This window comes from Streptomyces sp. 2A115 (assembly GCF_052245575.1).
GTDB lineage: Bacteria > Actinomycetota > Actinomycetes > Streptomycetales > Streptomycetaceae > Streptomyces.
In genome coordinates, this window is the sequence record NZ_JBQQCG010000019.1 from 30,105 (window position 1) to 52,717 (window position 22,613).

17 protein-coding genes and 3 pseudogenes are annotated in these 22,613 nt (G+C 65.7%); 8 read left to right on the forward strand and 12 right to left on the reverse strand.

What is annotated here, in order from left to right:
• Window positions 1-578: 578 nt before the first annotated feature.
• Complete coding sequence (locus tag ACTWQR_RS18470; protein WP_443228188.1) at window positions 579-935, reverse strand: hypothetical protein; 357 nt, start codon at window positions 933-935, stop codon at window positions 579-581.
• Window positions 936-1,134: 199 nt separating this feature from the next.
• Here ACTWQR_RS18470 and ACTWQR_RS18475 point away from each other — a divergent pair.
• Window positions 1,135-1,883 (forward strand): annotated as a pseudogene (locus ACTWQR_RS18475) (transposase).
• 14 nt (window positions 1,884-1,897) lie between these two features.
• Here ACTWQR_RS18475 and ACTWQR_RS18480 read toward each other — a convergent pair.
• Window positions 1,898-2,293 (reverse strand): hypothetical protein, encoded by a 396-nt coding sequence (locus tag ACTWQR_RS18480; RefSeq protein WP_443228189.1) that lies wholly within the window; start codon window positions 2,291-2,293, stop codon window positions 1,898-1,900.
• A gap of 42 nt (window positions 2,294-2,335) precedes the next feature.
• Window positions 2,336-5,707 (reverse strand): CHAT domain-containing protein, encoded by a 3,372-nt coding sequence (locus ACTWQR_RS18485; RefSeq protein ID WP_443228190.1) that lies wholly within the window; start codon window positions 5,705-5,707, stop codon window positions 2,336-2,338.
• 959 nt (window positions 5,708-6,666) lie between these two features.
• Here ACTWQR_RS18485 and ltrA point away from each other — a divergent pair.
• Complete coding sequence (gene ltrA, locus ACTWQR_RS18490; protein ID WP_443228191.1) at window positions 6,667-7,929, forward strand: group II intron reverse transcriptase/maturase; 1,263 nt, start codon at window positions 6,667-6,669, stop codon at window positions 7,927-7,929.
• Window positions 7,930-7,978: 49 nt separating this feature from the next.
• Here ltrA and ACTWQR_RS18495 read toward each other — a convergent pair.
• The 5 genes and pseudogenes from ACTWQR_RS18495 to ACTWQR_RS18515 form a co-directional block, all read right to left on the reverse strand.
• Window positions 7,979-8,179 (reverse strand): annotated as a pseudogene (locus tag ACTWQR_RS18495) (transposase); the annotation flags it as partial.
• A gap of 210 nt (window positions 8,180-8,389) precedes the next feature.
• Window positions 8,390-10,444 (reverse strand): AAA family ATPase, encoded by a 2,055-nt coding sequence (locus ACTWQR_RS18500; protein WP_443228192.1) that lies wholly within the window; start codon window positions 10,442-10,444, stop codon window positions 8,390-8,392.
• A 525-nt stretch (window positions 10,445-10,969) separates the two neighbouring features.
• Window positions 10,970-13,228 carry a hypothetical protein gene (locus ACTWQR_RS18505; protein WP_443228193.1) on the reverse strand — a complete coding sequence of 753 codons (2,259 nt, stop codon included), beginning with the start codon at window positions 13,226-13,228 and terminating at the stop codon, window positions 10,970-10,972.
• A 322-nt stretch (window positions 13,229-13,550) separates the two neighbouring features.
• Window positions 13,551-15,008 (reverse strand): PrsW family glutamic-type intramembrane protease, encoded by a 1,458-nt coding sequence (locus ACTWQR_RS18510; protein WP_443228194.1) that lies wholly within the window; start codon window positions 15,006-15,008, stop codon window positions 13,551-13,553.
• Window positions 15,005-15,316: a hypothetical protein gene (locus ACTWQR_RS18515; RefSeq protein ID WP_443228195.1), complete on the reverse strand. Its 312-nt coding sequence runs from the start codon at window positions 15,314-15,316 to the stop codon at window positions 15,005-15,007. Before ACTWQR_RS18515 ends, ACTWQR_RS18510 begins: the two co-directional genes overlap by 4 nt.
• 290 nt (window positions 15,317-15,606) lie before the next feature.
• On the opposite strand from ACTWQR_RS18515, the gene ACTWQR_RS18520 reads away from it, so the two are divergent.
• Both ACTWQR_RS18520 and ACTWQR_RS18525 read left to right on the forward strand, forming a co-directional pair.
• A complete protein-coding gene (locus tag ACTWQR_RS18520) occupies window positions 15,607-16,419 on the forward strand; it encodes a hypothetical protein (protein WP_443228196.1) in 813 nt (270 codons plus the stop codon).
• Window positions 16,420-16,508: 89 nt separating this feature from the next.
• Window positions 16,509-16,691: a hypothetical protein gene (locus tag ACTWQR_RS18525; RefSeq protein ID WP_443228197.1), complete on the forward strand. Its 183-nt coding sequence runs from the start codon at window positions 16,509-16,511 to the stop codon at window positions 16,689-16,691.
• A gap of 695 nt (window positions 16,692-17,386) precedes the next feature.
• Here ACTWQR_RS18525 and ACTWQR_RS18530 read toward each other — a convergent pair.
• Complete coding sequence (locus ACTWQR_RS18530; protein WP_443228198.1) at window positions 17,387-17,689, reverse strand: hypothetical protein; 303 nt, start codon at window positions 17,687-17,689, stop codon at window positions 17,387-17,389.
• Between the two features lie 652 nt (window positions 17,690-18,341).
• Complete coding sequence (locus ACTWQR_RS18535) at window positions 18,342-18,515, reverse strand: SAM-dependent methyltransferase (protein ID WP_443228199.1); 174 nt, start codon at window positions 18,513-18,515, stop codon at window positions 18,342-18,344.
• Between the two features lie 583 nt (window positions 18,516-19,098).
• Here ACTWQR_RS18535 and ACTWQR_RS18540 point away from each other — a divergent pair.
• Window positions 19,099-19,815, forward strand: coding sequence for a hypothetical protein (locus ACTWQR_RS18540; RefSeq protein WP_443228200.1), 717 nt, complete (start codon window positions 19,099-19,101; stop codon window positions 19,813-19,815).
• Window positions 19,816-19,841: 26 nt separating this feature from the next.
• Window positions 19,842-20,837, forward strand: coding sequence for a hypothetical protein (locus ACTWQR_RS18545; RefSeq protein ID WP_443228201.1), 996 nt, complete (start codon window positions 19,842-19,844; stop codon window positions 20,835-20,837).
• 252 nt (window positions 20,838-21,089) lie between these two features.
• On the opposite strand, the gene ACTWQR_RS18550 is transcribed toward ACTWQR_RS18545, so the two are convergent.
• A complete protein-coding gene (locus ACTWQR_RS18550) occupies window positions 21,090-21,494 on the reverse strand; it encodes a hypothetical protein (protein WP_443228288.1) in 405 nt (134 codons plus the stop codon).
• Here ACTWQR_RS18550 and ACTWQR_RS18555 point away from each other — a divergent pair.
• Window positions 21,448-21,669, forward strand: a pseudogene (locus ACTWQR_RS18555) (MFS transporter); the annotation flags it as partial. The gene ACTWQR_RS18550 and the pseudogene ACTWQR_RS18555 overlap by 47 nt on opposite strands.
• A 431-nt stretch (window positions 21,670-22,100) precedes the next feature.
• On the opposite strand, the gene ACTWQR_RS18560 reads toward ACTWQR_RS18555, so the two are convergent.
• Window positions 22,101-22,280 carry a hypothetical protein gene (locus ACTWQR_RS18560; RefSeq protein WP_443228202.1) on the reverse strand — a complete coding sequence of 60 codons (180 nt, stop codon included), beginning with the start codon at window positions 22,278-22,280 and terminating at the stop codon, window positions 22,101-22,103.
• 162 nt (window positions 22,281-22,442) lie between these two features.
• Here ACTWQR_RS18560 and ACTWQR_RS18565 point away from each other — a divergent pair, with 162 nt between their 5' ends.
• The gene (locus tag ACTWQR_RS18565) at window positions 22,443-22,583 is read left to right on the forward strand and encodes a hypothetical protein (protein WP_443228203.1); all 141 of its coding nucleotides are present in this window, start codon (window positions 22,443-22,445) and stop codon (window positions 22,581-22,583) included.
• Window positions 22,584-22,613 lie beyond the last annotated feature (30 nt).

Here is a 22,613-nt window from a genome sequence, read left to right on the forward strand (position 1 = left end):
GAGTGTCGTTTCCGCTCAGGCGCCGCTCGTCCTCCTGATGGCACGGAAACGTGTGACAGGTCGAAGGTTCACAATCCCGCCTCCCATCCCGTCTCGCTGAGGACAACGCGGCGGACCATAGCATCGCGCCGCGCGCTCGGGCCACCGACATTGCCGTCGGGGCGGGCCGCCGACCTCGTGAGCGGGGCGGGACGAACACGGCACCTTCGTGGATCTTGGCGGGTCGAGAATTCCATGATCCACGGGGGCCGTGTTCGCCTACTTCTGGGGCTCGCCGCCGACATCAACCGACCCAAGTCCGGACGAGCCAGGCAAACGCCGAGGCCCTGGTTCCCGAATCGGTGCGCGAGACAGTGATTCCTAATCGGCAGCCGAGTCGTCGTGGGACGCCGGGCGGCCAATCACTGAGAGCCACAAGCGGCAGAGCCTTTTGAACCACACTCGGCGTCCCTGGGTGGGTGAACCATACGAAGGGCTCACCGCCTCCCACAGACCAACGTAGGGAGCTTTTTCAGTGTGACCACCGATCAGGTGACGGCTTTGGTGCCCCTGGCATCAAGCACTCGCCGAGAAGGCAGTCAGTTGAATGCGTCTGTCATGCAGTCCACCCGGCAGTCGGCGGCCTCGTAGCGCTGGCGGAGGGCGGCAGCTGCTTCTTCGCGCTCCACGAAGAGGTGCCCGTAGTGTTGACACGCCACCCTGGTCACGTCCTTGACCGTGACGATGGCCGGTTCGCCGCGTGCGGCCCGGCGGCGCGATTCGGCGATCGCCACGTCCGCTGAACGCAGCAGGTGTCTGGATCGCTCCCGGATCACGGCCGCCTGGGCCCGTTTCACCGAGAGGGGGCGCAGGACACGTCCCCGCCAGACGAAGCCGGCGGCGACAAGTGCGAGACCGAGCGCTATGAACAGGAGTCCGCCGAGATCGTGACGCATCTGTCCAGTCTTCACCACTCGCGTGGTGATCGTCGTGCCCGCGCCGACGTGACGCTGCCGATTTCCGGAGCGACTTGGTGTCGATGAGCCGTCCAGAAGGCCACCGGGCGGGTGACGCCACCGGGATGCGCAACGCACGAGACTCCTGCGCCGTTGGGGGAGGTGTTCGAAGTCTCAACCCGCGGGCACAGGAGTCGCGTTGGTCCCCTATTCTGCCTCACTCGACCTGCCCCACGCCCTGATCGAGTGGGGCACCATGCTCATCGTCACCCGCGAGAGTGACCGCCGCTGCAATCTCCCGCCGCACCAACCTGCGCTCGTCGCCTGACGTACCTGCGCAAGCACGACACGCTCGCCCAGATCGCCGTCGGCTTCGGTATCTCGGTGGGCACCGCTCACGCCTACACCACCGCGGTGATCAGCCTGCTCGCCGACCGTGCACCGGGCCTGCTCAAGGTGCTGCGCGAGACCGATCCCGACTACGTCCTGCTCGACGGCACTCTCGCGGAGTGTGACCGCCTGGGTGACGGTCGGGCCGACTACTCCGCCAAGCACCGCCGACACGGCGTGAACGTGCAGGTCGTGACCGACCCGGAGGGCCGGCTGCTGTGGCTCTCGCCCACACTGCCCGGCCGAGCGCACGACTTGACCGCGGCCCGCACCCACCGGATCATTCGGGTCTGCGAACGCCAGGGCGTCCCGGTCCTCGCCGACCGTGCCTACATGGGAGCCGGACCGTGGGTGACGACACCGCTCAGACGCCCCACCTGCCGCGGCCTCACACCAACCGAGCGAACGGTCAACCGCGCGTTGTCCGCGGCACGGGCACCAGTCGAGCGCGGCATCGCACGACTGAAGTCATGGCGGATCTTCCGCAGGTCCCGATGCAGCCCGAATCGAATGACGTCAATCGCCGCCGCCATCCTCACCCCCGAGCAGCAACGCTGAAAGAGCTCAGTGAATCAGAACAGGCTCCTCCAGAGAGTGTCCGGAGCTGTCAGGGCCGAGGCGAGCCAGCCGAGCACGGCTCCTGCCGCCGTCGTCAGTGTCATGGCCTGTCGTTCTCGTCGCACCCGGTGCGCTTCGGCCTGGCGGACATGTTGGCCGAGGTGAGCGTCGACGATGCGCAGCAGCTCAGGATCGGCGGCGACCCAGGTACGTATATGTTCCAACCGGGCCTGGAACAGTTGCAGTTCCGCCAGGGTGTGGCCGTCAGGCTCGGGCGGCATGCCCTGGCCCGGCTCCTGCCGGCGCTGCGGGCTCTGCCGGAAGTGGTCCTCTCGTTCCTTGGCGGCGTCGGTCAGGGCTTCAAGGACGAGTAGTGCTGACTGAGACGGGGCGGCGGTGTGTTTGGTCATGCTCTGTCCCTCCCGAGGCGCGGGCGTGCTGGCGATGAGTGCTCACTGGCCCAGGAGTTGGAATCCGGCCCAGTAGAAGGGGTCGCGGTAGGGGCGGGCCTCAGCGTTGTCATGGCGTGCGGCGAAGCGGATGACGAGTTGGGCATCTCCATCGGCGAGGCGGCCTCCTCGTCCGCGCAGGATGCCGACGGACGAGGCGTCCAGGCCCAGGTCGGCTGCCTGACGGGCGGCGGCGGTGATCGGGGGTGTGCCGGGCGGGGATACCGGAACACCAGCTTCCCATGTGCTGAGTTCGGCGTTGGTGACGGTCCGCAGCCACTTCTGGGCTCGGGCCAGGGCCCAGGAGGGCCGTTGTGTGGTCATTTTCGGAAGCCATTCCTGGGCGAAGCGGACCATCAGCAGATAGGTAGCGCGGTCGTCTACGGCCCACAGGGATCCGAGGACTCCCCTGGCTCCTGCCTGAACCATGGCGGCGGCGAGGTTGCGTGCTTCGTCGGGGGCGCCGTTCCAGTCGAGCGTGGCGGTCTGGCAGGCGGAAAGGACGAGCAGCTCCAGACCGGTGAGGTCGAGTTCACCGTCGAGGCACTCGCCCAGCAGGAGGTTCTGACGTCGCGCCAGGTGGAGAGAGGAGGCGAGGACGTGGTCGTGGTCGACGGAGCCGTGGCACGAGGCGGTGACGACACGGCTCGTGCGCAGGGCGTTCAGCAGCCAGTCCCGGGTGGCTGCGTCGTGTGTGCGCACATCGGCGGCAAGACGCGCGTGGCCGGCGAGACGGTGCAGCGCGAGTGCTTCGGCTTCGCCCCAGGGAAGGTTTCCCGCCGGGTCTCCCAGGGCGCTCAAGTGATCGCGTCGCGAAGAGAGGGGCCTCGGTGTCAGGCTGCGTGCGTTGAGGGCGACGCTGACCTGCAGGGATTCGTTGACGCTGCGTCCATCGTCGAGGAGGACGGACGTGAGAGGGAAGGCTGCCAGCCGCCCGCACGGGATGAGGACCATGTGGTCGACACGATGGGCGCTGAGCCAGGTGACCAGCGGCTTCATGGCGATGCGGCCGAGGACGGCGAAAGACCTGGCCAGTTCGAGCCGCAGGAGTGCTTCAGCGAGGGTCTCCGAGAGCAGCCTTCGTTCCGCATCGCCGAGCGTGTTCAGGGGGCGCGTGGCGAGGGGGGCGTGGGCCAGCGCCTGCGTCAGCGCGGTGCGCAGGGTGTGCGGTGGCCCGGGCGGCAGACTTCGGAGTAATTCTTCGAGGGTGGCGTCGGCTGACTCCCTCTGGATGCGCTGCAGTACTCGCCCGCTCTGCGCGGCGGCGAACCCGCCCAGGAAACGGCCGTCCTGATCTGTCGTCTCCACCAGTGCGTCGATGGCGTCGGAGGTGAGGTCAGGGAGGTCGAGACACCGGACGCCGGGCGGCTGTGAGGTGTCGGCACCGGCGCTCATGACGGCTGCGGCGAGGCCGCCCCAGGGGGTCGCGCCGAGGTAGACGATGGCGTGGCCGGGCCCGAGACTGTCGGCCGTCGCGAGGAGTTGTTCCTCGGTCAGAGGGGCGTACAGGAAGTCGGGCGGGTCCTGGGCCTGTCGAACGGCCGTTACCACGTCGTCAAAGACCGTCTTCGTCTCCTGGAAGGCGTGCATGCGTTCCAGGTCGGTCTGACGCCGTTGCACGGTGTCGCCCGGCGGCAGGGGAGCATTCAGGCGTCTGTGTGCCTCGGAGAGGGCGGCGCGCGCCTCGGTATAGCGGTGGCGTAGGTATGGGCTTGTGATGGATTCGGGGCGTGCTGCATCGAGGGAGAGGGCCTGGGTCAGGCTCTGGGCGCGGCCCTTCTCGATCTCGATGGCAGCCCGAGAACTGTGCCCCATACGATGCAGGACGTAGCCGTGCCGGGTCGGTGCGTCACGGTTTCCACGCAGCACGGCGTCCTGTCCGCTGATGCCGGTGCCTGCCGCAAGAAGGAGTTCTTCCGCGTCGAGTGCGCGTCGGTAGGTCTCCTGGGCGGCCGGCCACTCGCCGAGTTCGGCGTGCACCTCGGCCAGGGCCAGGGCGTTGGCGCGCATGTCCTGCGTGGATTGTTCGGGCGTCCAGACGGTAAGGGCTTCGCGGTAGCAGGCGGCAGCCGCGCGCAGGTTGTCCTCCCGGTCGCCGGCGACCCGTATACGCAAGGCCGCGGCCAGGCTCGACTGAGTGACAGCGTACTCGTTGGGAAACGCCGTCCGGGTGCGGATGGTGGCGGCGTGGCGCAGGCGGCGCACCGCCTCTTCGACGTTGTGCTCCCGCTCGCCCTGACGGCGCTCAAGGTACATCTCGGCGGTGTTGAGGAGTCCCTGGCCGTGCTGGACGAGGAAGTCGGCCTGAGTGAACACGGACAGCGCCTGTTCCGCGGCGTGCAGGGCCAGCTCCACGTTCTGCGTCCGGGAACCGTGTCCCCGGTCCAGATAGATGATGCCCATGTTGTGCTGGAGCCGGGCGTGCTGGATGGGGAAGTCGTGCGCTTTCCAGACCGTCAGAGCCCGGTGGATGCAGGCCAGAGCCTCTTCCAGGTTGTCGTCGTGGCTGTCGGACTCGCGCTGCCAGAGGGCCGTTGCCAGATAGTTCTGTGTGCGGGCGAACTCGTGCGGGAACTGGTCCGGCAGGAGGAGGCCCAGCGCATCGGTGTAGCAGGCCAGGGCCCGTTCCTGATTGGCGCGGCGCTCCCCCGTGCGCCGGTACTGGTAGACGATGCCCAGAGCGGACTGCACGTCGGCGTGTTCGACGGGGTAGCTGTGCTGGTCGAACACGCCGAGAGCATCGCGGCAGTGCTCAAGAGCCCGTTCGTGGTGTGCGGGCAGGTCGCCGAGGATCCGGTCCATCTGCGCACTCGATGCCAGCAGACTTGTGTACGCGAACTGGTGCGGCCAGCGCTGAGGCGTGAAGACCTCCAGGGCGCGGTCGCACAGGTCGACCGCTTCCTCGAACGCCGCTGCTCGGCCGGCGCGTACTCCTTCGATGAGCGCGTCGGCCAGTTCGCGTTGGAGGGTGGCTCGGATCTCGGCACGCAGTGCCTGCCCGTTGGCGCGTTGCAGGGCTGCCCTCAGCAGCGGGATGCGTTCGCTGGTGCGGCGCAGCCGTGACCGTTCGTCCAGCAGGGCGCCGAGTTGACGGCCTGTGTCGGCCAGCCAGGTCGGCTCCTCCGAGGCGAAGCCTCCGTAGACGTCCAGATAGGCATCATCGATCCCCGCCGCACCTGTTGCTGCGGCCTTGGTCAACACTGCCAGGTCCAGGGCAAGTTGCCGGCCGTGGCGGGTACGTGCGTCCTGAGCGGTCAGCCGCATCCGCAGGGCTCGGAGGCAGTCGGGGCGAAGGAGTTCGGGATGGCGCCGCAGGAAGAGGGCCTGCTGTCGTACGTCGGCGACGGCTAGCCAGTGACGCAAGGGGTCACGCATGCGCAGCCCGATTTTCCAGGTGCGCTGGGGGAGGTGCCGAAGGGGAGGGCAGCCGTGTTTGGGATAGGAGAACTGCATCGCCAGACCCCCGTTGCCATGACGCCGCCCCGCCCCGTGCCCGGGCTATGCAACGCATCATGTCCCTTTCCTCGTGATCCCGCTTTGGATTCGGCCTGAAGTCGGCTCCACGGCTACGCCGTCGTGTCCGCCACACCTCGCACATCTGGCCCTGTGGACTTGCGCCCGCGTGCGGGGGGTGCCCCTGTGGGAATCGTCACCCCGTGGGGGTGGGGTGGGGTTCGTAGAAGGTGCCGTCGCGGAGCATCGCGAAGAGCACGTCGGCTCGTCGTCTGGCGAGGCAGAGGAGGGCTTGGGTGTTTGTGTCCTGAACGTGAAAGGGATCTGTTTGTAGGGCAGCTCCCAGAAGCGATGCTGTGCGAGAGATGAAGGTGTGGCCCTTCGGAGTCGCCCTGCGGGGGGAGGCTTCAAACCGCCTCATGCTGCGTTGGCTGAAGACCGTCGTGGTGAGCGATGAGGAAAAGGCACCCAAGAGGTGTCAGGTGGGGACTGGGAAGACGAGTGCAAACGAATCACTGCTGACGTGTCGTAAGACCTTCAGGTGGCATCAAAACCGGGGTGTATACCCAGCTCCGGGATAAGCCTGGCGGGTGCCCGTCTATTGGCCAGGTGGTGTCCGGCATGCAGGTGACGTGAGCCCAGTCTGCTGCTTTCGCATGGAACAGGAGAAGGCGTGTCCCGACACTGCCCGCCTTTCTGGGCGGGCGACAGGGAGAGCTCCAAGCGGCCGAAACTGTGAGGGGTTGAGTACCGGGGCGGGACATGCCGGCGGACCGGTCCGTAGTAGTGGTGAAGCCCCTGTAGCGGGGGTGGAGCGAAGGGACCGGGTCGTTCGTGACTGAGTGTGTCGTATCAACCGGAGAATCTCCGGGAGGAGTCCGATGGGCCAGTTGAAGTCACCAGCCAAACCGTTCGATATCTCGAAGTGGGAAGTCAAGGAGGCGTGGGAGGAAGTCAGAGCGAACAAGGGCGCACCCGGAGTGGATGGGCAGAGCATCGACGACTTCGAGAAGGACCTGAGGAACAACCTCTATAGGGTCTGGAACCGGATGTCATCGGGCTCATACTTCCCTCCTCCCGTGCGTGCGGTGGAGATTCCAAAGCCTCATGGCGGAGGCATGAGAATGCTCGGCATTCCCGCAGTCGCCGACCGTGTGGCTCAGACCGTGGTGGCCAGGCATCTGATGCGAAGGGTGGAGCCTGTTTTCCACCAAGATTCCTTTGGATACCGGCCCGGGCGGTCTGCGCTGAATGCGGTGGACCGTTGCAGGGAACGCTGCCGGAAACGGGACTGGGTGGTGGAGTTCGACATCGCCAAGTTCTTCGACAGCGTGCCCTGGGACCTCCTCGTCAAGGCGGTGGAAGCTCACACGGATGCCGTTTGGGTGAAGTTGTATGTGGAGCGGTGGCTTGCTGCCCCGCTCAAGATGCCCAACGGTTCCCTGCTGGACCGCGAGTGCGGGACCCCGCAAGGGGCTCCGGTCTCGCCTGTCTTGGCGAACCTGTTCCTGCACTATGCGTTCGATCTCTGGATGGACCGGGAGTTCCCGACCGTCTGGTTCGAACGGTATGCGGACGATGCGGTGCTGCACTGTGTCTCGGAGCGGCAGGCCGTCAAGGTGCTGTCCGCTCTGGAGAACAGGATGGCCGAGGTCGGGTTACGACTGCATCCGGACAAAACCGGGATCGTGTACTGCAAGGACGGGAAGCGCCGGGGCTTCTTCGGAGCCACGGCATTCACATTCCTCGGGTTCACGTTTCGCGCCAGGTGCAGTCAGGATCGCAACGGCAAGCTCTTCTTGTCGTTCGACCCCGGCATCAGCAAGGATGCTCTGAAGAAGATCAGCGGCGAGGTGCGGTCCTGGCACCTGCATACTCGCTCGGATCTTTCCTTCACCGACCTCGCCCGCAGGATCAATCCTGTGGTGGCGGGGTGGATCAACTACTACGGCCGGTTCAGGCCGAGCGAGTTGACCCGCTTCTTGAAGCGCATCAACGCCTACTTGGTGCGTTGGATCCGCCAGAAGTACGAACGGCTCGCGCCGCTGCGGAAGGCCCTTGCGAAGCTGCAGGAGATCGCTCAGCGGTATCCCCGCATGTTCACGCACTGGCGCTGCACGACGGTGGCCGCGTCAGGTTGGTGATCAGAACGACAAGAGCCGTGTAACGGGAGACTGTTACGCACGGATCTGTGAGAGCCGAGGGGTGAGACTCCCCTCGGCTACTCGGCGGTGTTTGGCCCTGGTTGATCTTCTTGTCGTAGTAGGCAGGGTCGGCCAGGGCCGCGAACGCGGACAGGAAGAAGGCCCGCATGAGCTGTTGGTTGCCGCGTCGGGAGGGTTGTTCGCCGCAGAGCGACGAGCCCGAGCTGCGGGTGGCCGGAGCGAGTCCGGCGACATCGCTTCATGGTGACAACTTAGGTTTCCGGTTCGGCGTGACGTCATGGCGGGAGCGAAGATCATTCCACGTCACCAGCCAACGTGACAGCGCATCGTCGAGGCGGTGAAGCCGCTGGCTGCAAAGCCTTTGGCAGGACCGGTCTCGCGACGAGATCATCAAGGGGCACCGGCTGTCAGGTTCCCCGTCGGCAGCGGAATGCGTGCCTTACCGTTCGGCTGTTCGATCCCGGCTGACAGTGATTGGTTCTCCGCTCAGTTCATGACTCCACAAGATGTCGCTGACGCGCTGCACGGCGGCGGTCAGATGCCGGCGGTAGGTGCTGAAGGACATGCCGAGGCGTCTGGCCGCGGCTTCCTGGGTGGGGGCGGCCTTGCTGTACGTGGTCGTGAGAGCCTGGTGACGTTTCTCCCCGCCGCGCTCGTCCAGCAGGGTGTCGATGGCGCTCAGCACGACGTCGTCGAGGCTTCCGCTGTTCTCCGCGACCAGGCGGCTGCGGCTGAGCGGGTTCGCCGCGAGTTCGTTGGGCCACCACAGCACACGCAGGGCATCCTTTATGGCGGTGTCGAACTCCGGCCGGGACAGCATGATGTGTTCCTCCCGGTCCTGCGAGGTTCTCACCGGCGCCGCGACGGAAGCCGTGTCCTCCAGCAATTCCAACCACACGACGGGCTGGGTGCGCCAGTCGTGGGTGAACAGGCGGTACCCGTAGTCGCCGACCACAGGTATGACATCGGTCGGCAGCGCGTCCCAGCGCTCGAAGTAACTGTCCCAGAACCCGTCGTCCCGCATCACGACGAACGACCACCCCAGACGCTCGGCCCGGATGAGCTCCGCGATCACGCGCCACGTGACCAGGTTCATGAAGGCCGAGGGCCGTTGGTACGTCTCCGGGTCCACGACGAATCGCGTGACGGCCATGTGCTCGCCCGGTCGCAGTGGGCTGCTGGAGCGCACGTGGGCCCAGGCGGCGGCCATCACCGGGTCGACGTCTTCCCCCTCCGGCTCGCTGAACTCCATCCGGGCGGAACAGGCAACGATGTCACCGGTCCGGGTCGAGCGGTAGACGCTGAACGCTTCGGGCTGCCTGTCCAGCCAGAAGCGGGCAATCGCGGCGGACTCGGCGCCTTCCGCCTCATGCACCAGCTCCACCACCCGGCTCTCATCGGCAGGCGTACATGGCAAAGCCCGCACTGTGCCCTGGTCATGCCACACGAGGGTGCCGGACAGATTGCCGGCGGCCCGGTCCAGGTGGCCCAGGGAGTTCATCGCTTGGAGCATCTGTGCGGCGGGGACCTCCCGGACCCGGCCGAACAGATAATTGTACATCCGTCCGCGCAGGGCGGCGAAACCCTCCGCGTCACGCCAGCGGAGATCGGCTGCCAGCACCTCGCGCACCACATCGTGCGGATAGAGCCCGGCCGCGGTGGATTCGATGAACGGCTGGGCGCGCAGCCACGCGAACAGTTCGCCGGCACCCTCGCCCATCATCGCCCGCAGCAGCGTTTCGGAGGTGACATCGGCCTGGGCACACACCTCCAGCGCCGTGCGGTGCGCCGGACTCGGTAAGTCGCCGACGAGTTGCGGCAGCAGCGTGGCGATCACGTCCCGGCCCGGTGACCAGTCGGCAGCGCGAGGCGTCCCGTCCGCGTCCTGCCGCACAGCGACCGCCGCCGCCAGCGACAACGCCAGCGGATTGCCTCCGGTGAACGACAACAGCGCCTGATGTGCCCCGGCCGGGACACCGCACACGCGCAGAAACGTCCTGGCTTCGTCCTCGGCCAGGTTCCGCAGCGGCACCACACGCAACAGCTCCGCCCATCCCGGGTCCGCCACCCAGCGTGGATCTGGAGTCGCACGTCCAGCGACCACCACCGTCGAGCCCACCGGCAGCCGCGGCAGGAACTGCTCCCAAAACCAATGCTCCAGACCCTGGCAGTGCTCGAAGGTATCCACCAGAAGCACCGCTCCCGGCTTGCCCACCGCCTTCCCTGCAGCCTCCTCGAAATTTTCCGGCGTCGCGGACACCGTACGACCGTCCACCTCGACCACCAGCCGCCCCGCCTCCCGAGCCTCACGGGCAAACCGCCTCAGCAGCGTGGACTTGCCGATCCCGCCGGGCCCATGCAGAAAAAGCACAGGCGAACCCTCCGGGTCCCCCGCCAGCGCCGACCGGAACAGGGCCCGCTCCGCCACCCGCCCGGAAAAAGCCCGGTCCCGCGCCGTGACCACCAGGTCACCTAACGAGCCGCCGTCCTGCATAACTTGCACCCCTCATAGACCAAACGTGCACTGCGCAACAGCCTAAGGCGCACACGTGCGATCAATTGAGAGGGTGAGAGAGACGTCGGTATGACCTGCTTAGGGCGTCGCCCATGAGCGGACAGGGGTCTGTCCGGCTCGTCGGCTGATCGCTCCGGACGCCTGGATGGTGCCCGGGGTGCGGGCAGGCAAGGGAGCGGCCGAGCCGTCGAGGGGTTCGGGCGGCCGCGTCGCGTGAAGTTGGACGGTGACGAGGGCACATCGCCGCACGGAACCCCTGTATCCGGCGGTTTCAGGACGGCTCGGACCCGCTCATGTCAGGCCGTGGTGCCTGAGACGGTGATGGCGTCGATATCGGGTTCCCCAGGCCGAGGGGTTGGAGAAGGTGATCTTGTGCCGGCATCTGGCGCGACGAGCTGGGTGACTCCGCGAGCCGAGTCGTCGCCCCGCCGGTTCGCACCCGCCCTGCCTGCGCTCAACCTGTCGGCACGTGCTGAAGTCACGTTGGCCGAGGTTCACCGCTAACTAAGACCGTGTCCGGGTGCCCCCAACTGCCGCCCGTCGCAGCGGACTTGTTGACGGGGTTGTGTTCAGGCGTCGTCGGCGGCGCCAGAGGAGGAAGACTCCGGGGAACAGCAGGATCGGGAGGAGACGTAGGGCCCATGTGCCTGTCGCGACCGAGTTCCCGGGTGGGCCGAGGCCTGCCGCCTGGCGGGGAGTTGGGGCGCCGAGCCAGACCGTGTCGGCGTCCGTGGATGGCGTACGCAGCGAACGGTCCACACCCTGCGGAAGGTTCACGAAGTCCGTTTCGAAGCGGGTGTCCGAGAGCTGTTGGAGGGGAACCCGGGAGAAGTCGACCCCGCCGTAGACGTAGTTCTTGGCGCCTCCGTTCGCGGTCTTCTCGGTGACATCGAACTCGCCCTTGGTGTACGAGTCGACGTACTTGTCGAACGTGTCCCTCGGCTTCCAGATGGCAGCGGTGCGCCAGTCCGTGATGTTGCCCGAGTCGATCAGGTCGCCGTACGTCGTGTGCTTCGTACTGCTACGTTCGCGGTACCACTCCGCCGCTACCCGGGCGAGGTAGACGCGGCGCAGGTCGGCGTACTCCGGTGCGGTGTTCACGGCTTTTTTCAGCTTGGGCAGGATCAGGGTGCGGTACAGGTCCTCGTTGTGTTCGTCGGAGGCACGGTCCTGCTGAGGGCAGGTGATGGGGGCGTCGTCGGATCCACCGAGTTCCGACAGGTACTGCGTTTCCATCTTCACGTCGAGCGGGGCGTCGAGGATGTACAGCTTGTCGCCGTCCTCGTGGACCGTCGCCGGCTCGGGCGTGATCCAGTTGCGGGACGACATGCACTCGCCTTGGAGGCTGTCCCAGTACCGTCGGCCGAGCGCGGTGTGCGGGTGGATAAGTTTGCCGACGGTCTTCTTCATCTGCAGGTCGGCTTCCAGCAGGATTCGTCCGGCGTCCGTACGGCCCAGCTCGTTGTCGACTATGCGGTCCGGTTCGGTCGGGTTGAGGTTGACCCAGAAGTCGGCGGGGTCCAGGGAGAGCCAGACGAAGAAGGCGTCGGAGGTGTGGGTGGCGGCCGTGACGCCGGTGGACGTGCGGATGTCGCCCCTCAGGGGGTTCCGGTCCGCGCTGAAGGAGTACTGCAGGCCGCTGCCGTCTCCGGGGTCGGCCAGGTAGCGCAGTTCCATGGTGGAGAAGTCGATGCCGCCGTTGTTCTTGCCGGGGACGGTGAGGGTGGCGCCCAGGCCGGTGGCGGCACTGGCAGCCGCCGTTCCCTTGCCCTTGCCTTCGTCGCACGCGCCGTCCGCCTTCGCTGCCGCGAGCACGAGCGTGGACGGTGCGGGGAGGCGCTGCGACTGGGCGCTCGGGGGCGCGCATGGGGGAGCCGAGGGAAGGGCGAAGAGGGGCTTGAGCGCGTTGACGTCCCATTTCTCTTTCTCCGCCGCCTCCTTCACCCCTTCGAGATTCACGCCCAACTGCTGTGCGGCGGTGGCGTTTCGATACGTCCTCTCCCTCTTGTACGCGCGCTCGACCTTGTCCTTGGCTTTCTTCTGCGCGTCGGGTTTTCCCGCAGCGGCCATTGCTTTGGCGAGCTTCGCTATGTCCTTGGGCTGCTGGGCGGTTTCCTTGACGCTGAGGTCGTACGAGTGTGCGAATAAGGTTCGCGTACTTGGGGGGTAGTAGCGCGAGCACAGGGCGCACTGCTGGCGTTCGGACCCTGCGGCGATTTTCGCCTCCCGGGTGGCTCCGACTTCGTCCTCCAGCTTCTGGAGCCACTCCTCGGAGTGGCGGCCGTCACCGCTCAGCGCGGCGATGCTGGGGATTTGTTCGACCCCCGCTTCCTTCAACTGCCTGACGAGTTTCGGGTCCAGGAACCTCTTCATCGGTTCGAGATCGACCATCGACGCCCGCCAGGCCTGGCGGGCCCTGAAGGAGACGTAGCGGGGGTCGTTCAGGAGCTTGTTCATTTGTTTTTCGGTCAGCAGCAACGGATTGAGGAAGTCAACGGCGCCGTTGCGGTACCGGTTGAAGGCCTCGTCCTTCTGCCACTTGGGGAGGAAGCGATCGAGTAAGAACCGCAGTTGCTCGACCGGCATGAGCGGCGGGCTCAGCAGGGGATTGCCGAATTCCTTGTCCGCGGAGAGATTCGTCCCCTCCGCCGCCCCCGGCGGTCGCGTGTCGTTGCCGTCCGCTGTGCTGGGCGGCGCCCCGGCGACTCCCACCAGAAACGCCAGCAGCAGAGCCGTAAGCGCACAAAGCCAGCGCCGCTTCATTCGCCGTCCCCGCCCTCGCCCCGCTCCTCCCCGCCGAATACCTCATCAATCAGGGAGAGTTCGGAGTCACCGGCAGACCGTGACCGCCACACCACACGGGCCAGCCATACCCCCACCCCCGTCACAACCACCGCCCACGCCACTCCCGACGCACCCCTGGCCACTCCCTCCGGACAGTTCCCGACCCGCATTGGCAGCCCGCCGTGGTACGTGGGCGCCGCGCACTGAGCGGAAGCGGACGAGGGCGAACCCAGTACGAGGAGAACAACAACCGCGAACAGAGCAGCCAGCCGTACAGCGAAACCGGCGATCACAGTCCTCCTCATGACACCCCCTCCGCCCCCACCGAAAGCCCCTTCAACTCCAGTACTCGCGCCCGCAGTTGAGGCTCGGACGGAATGAACGCATCAGCCCCCACCCGCCCCCGATGCCACCCCTGCACCGCCAGATCCAGCTGCGCCTGCTGAAACCGCATCAGATGCCGCACCCCCGCCGTACCGTCCCGCCGCCACACCTGCAGCTCCAGCAACAGCCGCCGGCGCGGGGACAGCAGCAGCCCGATCTCCGGCTCTGTCACCGCACCGCGCCCGGACGCCGCCTCCGTGCCCAGCGCACGGCTTACCCCGGCAGCCTGCTCCCGCAGCCCGCGACGCAGTACGAGTACGTACAGGAACACGAACACCCCCGACGTGATCAGCGTCAGCAACGGCACGCCCAGCAGCAGACTCAGCGTGTCGTCGTCCCCGAACCAGCCCGACCGGTGCTGGTCGAGCCGCATCAGCACCATGTCCGTCTCGAAGTGCCCGCCCACCGCCGCCATCAGCCCGCTCCCGACGACCAGCAGCCGGTCCCGCCGCTCAGTCAGCCACCGGGCTGCGCCGATCCCGGCCCCCGCGAGCGCCGTGAACGCCACGTGCGTTGCCATAAGACCGACAACCTGCCGGTCCCAGAACTGAGTTGGATGATGGGCGACGTTGATCAGGCTCATGAAGTTGACCGTCTCGACGAGGTTGTATCCGAGGCCGACCGCCGCACCGATCACCACTCCGGACACCACACCGTCGAAGTGACGCCGGAAGAGGAAGAACAGGACCGCGACCCCGGCCGCTTTCCCCAGTTCCGTCACCACCGCCGCGTTGAGCGTCATCAGCGTGATGTACCTGCGTACTTCGGCCTGCGGGCGTTCATAGTCGAGGAGAAACCCCGGCGCGTACCGCTGGTACCAGGTCATCATCACGATCCCGAAGCCACCGCCGATCAGCGCACCCCACCCGAAACCGCTCAGCAACAGCCACCCGGGCATCCGCCGCAGCAACTGCATCCGGTGCACGAACAGCAGCGCCGCCCCGCTGGTGAGCAGACAGAGCAACAGCTGCGGCAGAGCGTTCCCGAACGCCGCCAACGGCATCGCGACGAACGGCAGCAGCAGCGCCCCGAGGATCCCGAACTGGCAGGCACGGACGCTCCGTACGGCCATCCCGCCGCGCCCACCGCCCCCGCCGCGCCAGTGGACGAACAGCCGCAGGCCGAGTACGAGGGCGACTCCCCACCCGCTCAGCAGCAGCACCCGCGTCACCTTGAACGGCGTCGGCTCAGGCGGCAGGAACACAATGATGACGTTGGACCACTGGCGCAGGTCGGGCGCCGACCAGAACAGGATCTGCCCGACGGCGTATGCCACCGACAGCCCGACCGCGACCACGATCGCCCCCGCCATCCCGCGCCGGGCCACCGGCGGGTGCGTAGGCATCGGCGGAACCACCGCGGTTCCGGCGCTCATGAGCCGTCGTCCAGTGGCGGAAGCGAGAAGTCGGGCAGGCTCGGCAGGCTGGGAAAGTCGGTGGGGAAGCTCGGGATGCCGTCGGTCGGGAGGTTCGTCGGCAGGTCGCTCGGCAGCTCGGTCGGGAGATTGGTCCAGTAGTCCGTGGGCAGGTCGGTGGGCAGCTCGGTCGGGAAGCCGCTCGGCAGGGCCGTCCGTCCCGTGCCGGTCGGATAAGACTCCGGCATCGGGTACGCGGGATCCGTGGAGACGCCGAGCACGACGGCGACGAGGGCACACATGGCCCCGATCCCGCCGATGACCGCCATGAGCAACACGTAGGGCCGGGGGCCCTGTTCGGGCCCGTCGTCAGGTGACTCCGGTAAGGGTGCGATGGCTACCTCCCCCGAGGTGTGCCGGTACGTCGGTTACGCCTACGTCCGATGCGAACGCCCGCGCTGCACAAGAGAGTTGCCGAGCCTACTTGCCCCGCATTATGCCCATCCCTGTGCCCGAGTTGAACCCATACGCACAGATCGTCATCGCCGCGCGAGCGGAGGGAACCATTCGGGGCCGCGTCCTCGTGGCCGTTGAGGGAGGCCGTCGGGAGGGGAGGCACATGGACGGTACGCCGAGGGTCGTGGAGGGCGGGAAACCCGGGCTCGCCGGGTCGCTCCAGCGGTGCCGCGTCCTGTGGGAGAGCCCGCGGACAGCCTGGTCGCTGCGCGCGATGGTCACCGCGGCCCTCCTGGCCCTGACCGGCTTGCTCGCCGTACCGGTGGCGGACGAGTACGAGGGCCAGCAGACCTACCGCAACGCGTCCGTCTGCCCGGCCGACGAGGGTGACGCGGATTCCGACTGCCTCGTTCCCGGCACCGGTCTGATCACGGACAAAGTGACCCGGAAGGAATGCGAATCACTTGGCTACGGCGGTGCGGAAAAGTGCGGACCGGCTTACAGCGTGCAGGCCGACATACGGTTCCGCGAGGAACAGCGTACGGAGTGGTTCGACGTGTCCAAGGACACCTACCGCCGCGACCGCCGCGACCGGTTCGACCTGTACGCCTGGCACGACAAGGTGGTCCGGATCACCGTAGGCGACGACACCGTGCGACTGGGTCCGCACTTCGGCCTCCGGTACGAGCCGATGGTGTGGCTGTTGGGAGCCTGGTTCGCGCTGGTGATCGCCGGTGTTGTGGCCACGGGCTACGTCTGGGCGCTGCTCACCTGGGGCGGCCTGTTCCTTGGCGTATCCACCTTGGTCCCGTACTTCGCGCTCCTCGTGGCGATCGAGGGTGCTCTGTTCGGGGCCGGGCCCTTGTGGTTGTGGATCCTGGCGGTGATCGGGATGGCGTTTTGCAGTGGCATCGTGGTGAGCGGAGTGACAAGGGAAGCCGTTAGCCTCGATCGTTCGCGCGTCCAGCAGACCTGAGCTCCTGCCCCGTCCTCCGGTTGGGACTGCCGCATCGCTGACGCGACCGTGACGCTTCGCCGCAGTTCAGAGTCGTCACAGACCCACTCATGGTCGGTAAACAGGACCACGACGTCCTGATGCGCTTCGACAACTGCCTCGACGGCCTCGAGGACAGCGAGAGCCAGGTCAACCAAGCGCTCGGCATGGTCACCCTCGCAGCTCAGGACTGGTTCGACGCCTTCGACACCGAGCAGGCCCGCGACCCCAACTGCGGCTTCCGCCAACCGTGATGGCGGATCCGCTCAGACGGGTTCCAGGAGGTCGACGACGGAGAGCCCGGTCGCGCCATTGACGAGGTGAAGGGAGACTTCGGCGCGGGCGGCCAGGTCGAGCGGGTCGAGGCCTTGGCGTACGCGGCGTGCACAATGCGGTCCAGGCCCGCCCCGACCAGCGGCGCGGCGGTGCGCGGCGAAGCCTCGAGCTCCACGCCCTGGTCGGGTGAAAAATGGAAACTGCGGCAGGACACTGCGCGTGCAGCTCTGATCAGGGGTTCCCTGAAGTGCCGTATCGGCTTCGACGAGCCGCGATGAGGCTCGTGGCAGGCAACTGGGACGTAGCTGGAGGGCGCTGGAACTCGCGGAGAAGCATCGCAACTCCTGGAGGAGGCGCAGGGAGACCAGCAGGAATTTCGGGAAGCCATTGTGTGTGCCATCACGGTGGCCCGCAGGGTCAATCACGTGATTGACCCGGGACCGTGGGCGGCCTCAGTCATCCATGTGCTGGACCTGACAGGCGGCCCCTCCGCGAGGGCTATGTCGACCGCTGACTCTGCGGCAACCCGCGTGGCGAACGCAGGCTGAGTGCGATGACGGCGTCCGCTTGGGTGGCCGTCGTTGGCATCTGACGATGTATCGTCGCGGGCCCTGTCGGCGCTCCACGAACATCAAGGGTGTGCCGGTCGCGGTCAGAGCCCTGCGCCATTCGCTCAGCCGATCAGCCTGCTAAGTAGGCCTCCGGCTGCGCCTTCGTCAGGACTCTCTGCGGCCGGAATCTCGCGTTGATCGGAAACGCCCCCGATTCGATTCACGCCGGGGTGGGAAATCCTCGAGATTTGCTCAGGCAGCGAGCTCGGCATTTCATGTCCGGCACGCTCTGGCTGGTCGTTCCCGGAAGCGGATTGAAGGATGCTGCCGCTGTTCTCTTCGTCCTCGGCGGTGGCTGGGCCAATGCTGCCGAGGACTGCTGCGGCAGCCACAGCGGATACGGTCAGGAACTTGCGGATGCGCATGTGGGGCGTTCTCCGTTCGAGCGTGGAACATTGGACAGGCCCATATCATCATCAATTGTGCAATTGAATCCCAATGCACCCATCTGTGGGCGAGGCGGCCCACACAGCAAGTGGACCGCGGCGGGGGAGTGCCGACCGTTGTGCTCGTGCAGGAGTCGGCGGTCCCCGGCGGATGCTCGCAGACCACGCACTGGGTCTGTACGGCCTGGATGCGCTGGGGCTGGTTGCCGGCGAACTGATGGCCGTGGGTGGTTCGTAGCGGGTCGGGCCATCCGGGCGGGTGATAGCGGCGCATCTGCCTGATCCGCCAGTCGAGACGGTGCCTCCGCGGCGGACTTCCTGGCGTCGTTGCCGCAGATACCCCGGCATCCCGGGCGGCCCTCCACTCCTTGACATGCGAGTGGCAAAGCCGTTCCCGACGCAGGACCGCACCCTTCTCGTTCCTGGGCGCGGCGTCGTACTCGGCGACGATCCGCAGCTTGTACTCCGAGGTGAAAGTGCGGCGCTTCGGCCTCGGTGCCGGGTCGGACCCGACGGGCTCATTGTGCCCTCTCAGGCTTAAGCCCGCAGAACGGGACGTCTCACCCAAGGCTGACAGAGAGAGGCTCGGCCGGCAGAGACCGCAGTCCAGGCCGAGTCGGTGGACTTGTCTTCACCCATGGCGTGCGGGAGCACCAGGAAGCTGCCGTTCCGGTAGCGCGTCGCGCAGGGTGGCGACGACCTGCGCGGACTTCTCCGCGATGGTGCCGAAGTGGACGATGGCGACAAGGAGCAGGGCGACCTGCTCGCCGAAGTCGATGACTCGGCGGACATCGGGGTGGTTCACGATGGCTTACGGGTCGCACAGGTCAGCGAGTTCGATAAAAGCCCGCCTTCACCCGATCGGGTCAGAAACCGGCGACACTTCTCTGCCCACCGAACTCACCACATAACCTTAAAGCGAAATCACCCAGTAGCCGTCGATACACCACTCCCGTGGACGTGACCACTGCCCTCCGAACTCCTTTCGAACTCGGCAGGCTTGCGATAGGCGGCCAGGCCGGAGGAGCGGGTTAGTGAGTCAGCCCACAGGACCTCAACAGCCGGGTCAACCTGGTGACCAGGGTCGGCCAGGGCATTCGGTCCAGCCAGGCCATTCTGGCCAGCCGACTCCATCCCCTGCCTCAGGGGGCCAACCGGTGCCTCAACCATCCACAGGCCGACCAGCGCCTCAACTGCCGCCTTCCCCGGCCCAGCGGGCCCGAAATCAAATACGTCGAGCCGCAGACGCTATTTTTGACGCATTTTTCGGGGACACACCCCTCCCGGAGCGCGGGTCAGCTCGTTGGAAGTGGGGTGCAAAGAAAGTCATCGTCACCCTGGTAGCACTCGTATTGGTCACCGTCATCGGAACGTGGCTTCAGATCAAGATGGACATCTTCAGCACAGGCGAACGAGCAGAAAAGACCGCGGATGTAGCGCAGGAGCGAGATGATGAAGCAGCCGTATTTGACCCCACCGTCACCGAAGACTGGCGCAGGCGTTCTCCGAGCATGTATGTGCTCGATCGGGAACTCAATCCCAGCGAGCGGGAAGAGCTTGAGGCGGCACAAGGGACGGATGTGCTGGAGGAGATCGGCGCCAAACCTGTTCGAGACTCCTGCGCTGAGGGTTGTGGGCTCGTTCAGTACTACATGAGGCTGTCGAGTCAGAAATCTGAGTCATTCATCAATGTCACGGATTTCAAGGTGCGAAGCAAAGAGTGCAAGAAGGACCCTCACGTAACTATCTTTCAGCCTGTGCAGGGCGAGCAGAGTGTACCAACGCCGCTGCGAGTCGACCTCAGAGAGGACGACCCTGTTTTCACAGTGGAGGACCCGGAGAACGGGGGATCCGTACCATACAGTCAAGTCGGCGGAGAAGTTCTCGGCAAGTCGGCCAAGCCTTCTACGTTCAAGTTGGATGTTATTTCCGACAGATTCTGTACCTGGACTTTGGATGTCCTCTACCTGTCGGACGGGGCGAAAGAGATGAAGAGTGAGCCGATTTCGAAAGAACTTCGGGCGGCGCCCGCTCCGAGTGATGCAGATGAAATTTGGGTTCAGGTCCTAGGGTCTGATCAGAGTGGCTGGTATCGCAAGAAATAGACGCGCTCTACTCGCCTGGGGGGCGAATGAAGAAGATTATTGGCGTGCTTGCCGCCCATGCACTTCTGAGTATTACCCTCGCCGCATGCACAAACGGTGACGGAGGAAGCCCGAAAGACCCTGCCGCTGCCGCCAGTCGAAACGGCAGCGGGCCGACACCGCAGGCCATCAAGAAGTGCCCTTCGGTCTCCGAAATGGAGAAGGCAATCTACGGGCGCGAGTTGCCCGACGAGGCGGTACTCGAGATCGAAGCTACCCTATGCGTAGGCGATTATGTCGCGATGGAAATCCTGGACAGCGACCTAAGACTCCATTCGTATGACCTTGCGGTGTGGCGCAATGGGAAACTCGAATCGACGCGACCGTCAAATCCGGCCACAGCTTGGAACTATCTGGTCAGCTGCGAGAACCTCCAAGTGAAGGCTTCTCCGGTTGCGGTGAAAGAATTTCTGGGGTGTGGGCATTGGAAGGATTCTCGGCCGGTTCAAAGCCAAAAGCAGGTTGCTCGTGTAGGCCAGACCTATTTGCGGCTGCTCGGGGAGGCGATATCGGAGCGGCCGGGTGGCGACAGGCATGCAAAATTTAGAGATATTTGTGCCCTGCTGAGCACTTCGCTCCGCGAAGGCTACGTGCAGAATACGAATGAGCTGTATGTTGCTGTAGATGAATTTTACGCATGCGAAGGCTGGTTGGGGGCTTACATCGACAGAAATCCATGGCTGACCGGAAGATCCCACGCTCTGCGCAACGCGCGCGTTGACGCTTCGCACGTTCTCGTAACGAAGGATCGCGCCGCCATCACACCAGATGGATACGAACCGGCTCCCATTGATCCAAGCGCCGCGGTTGTCCTCGATGGAGAGATCCGCCAGGCGAAATGCTACAACAGGGGCCAGGAGGACGGAATCCTGATGTTCGTGCGCTACGACGGAAAATGGAAGCTTGACCAAATTCTCAGCGCGAAGCGAGGCCACATGTACCGTGGTTGTTATGGCAGATTCCCGACGCATTCCCCAAGTTGAACGAACACCAGTCATTTCCTGACCAGTTGCTGGAGTATGAACGACGGACCAGAAGTGAGCCGCAGCGTCTCCTCCAATTAGGACCTGCCCTCGGCGACCAATCCGTCACTGTCCATCGTCGAGTTGGACTTGGCGCCGCATCAACCCGACTGCTCTCCCGGTCGGACGCTCCCGAGACGAAGCACACGTCGAATCGTTGCCGGAGGAGGAGTTGGGGAAGATACCAGAACTCACACCGATCAACATCACACGTCAGTGGTCACGGTCACCGCCGCAATCCTGCATCAACAGGGTCGGTGGCCGGTCCCCCCGGTGGAATGAGGGGCCCAGCAAGGGGTTCTTACGAACGAACGCCAACTTGGATGCAGTGTAGGCGGGTTGATGACGGGGCCGATACCATGGCAGGACATGAAGTCCTTCGCCTTTAAGCATGCCGACGGCCTCTGGCAGGTTGGTTTCAAGTTCCCTGGTTGGTCTAGGTGTTGGGGATGCCGAGGATTCACTTGTGAAGGCTCGGGTGGGTTCGTCGCGGATGGCTCGGGTGGTCTTGGCAATGTTGTCGGCTCCCAGGATCTTCAGGACGCCGGTGGCGAGGTCGCGGAAGGTGGCCCGGGCGAGCCTGCTGTCGATGATCGCATTCGTGGAGTCGGCGCTCATCGGCATCGGCTATCTCGTCCTCGGCGCGCTCATGGACGGGCTGGGCTCCAGTGTGGGCATGGCCACCTACGCCGCGGTCCCTCTGCTGGCATGTCTCCTGTGGCTCCCGGTGCTCTTCCGAGGGGCGCGGGTGACCACCGAGATCGAGAAGCCCGCCGACCAAAAGGCATCCTGAAACAGACCATCTCGAGCAACGCCCCTGCCCGATGGCAGGGGCGTTGCTCGTTGACATGTCGCTCCCAGTCGGCGGCGGAGCTGTCATCGCGACGATCAGCGCCGAACGGGATGGGAGGAATCGCGCCACTGTGGCAGCTGTTCAGCCTGGATCCACCGCGTAACGGTCGGCCTGTGGACGGCGAAATGAGAAGAGGTACCCGCTGACCTGCGGAAATGACAGTTCTTACGCTTCCATCCGCCGCTCACAGCAGGGCGCCTCGTAAGTGAAAGTCTCCCACAGGCCCCTTTTAGCACCACAATGATCAGGAATCCCGCGCCTGCACTGCTCCCCACCCCCCCCACGAACCGTCAACCAGCCCCGCAACCACGGGATCTTGAAACCGCCCTGGGCCTCTGGCCGGAGCACGCCACCCTCCTGCACGTATATGGTCAGCCCGTGCCCAGGACGTCATCGGCGTTGGAGTCGAGCCTCTTCAACAGGTCGTCGGAGTGGCTGGGCCGGGTGATCCGGGAGAGCTGACGGGTCGCCTCGGTCTTGAAGCGCAAGTGCATGAATCCGTGCTCGTCCGTCGCCTCGCCGACCTCTTTCCGCAGCACGGTCCCTTTCACTGTGCAAGCACCGTGCACGGTGGTACGGGGCCGGGTGGTCGGCAACCGTAGGTGCACGAGCCAAGGTCCATGTCCAAGGCGCCGCGAGTGTCCGGGTTCGGGGCCGTGAGGTCGATCTCGTACACAGCGGTGACCGATTCCTCGGACATGAGGTTCGGCAGGGTGACTTCCACGGTGGCGGTGTGGCGCAGCTCTCCGCACTCCGCGTCGTCGATGTCGTCCGAGATCTCGTCGTCGGTCGGTGTGATGCTGATGGGTACGGTGGCCGGCAGGGAGCGGATCGCCGAGCGTATGGCCGCGTAGGCGCTCCGCGCGGCTGGGGTACGCCCTCCG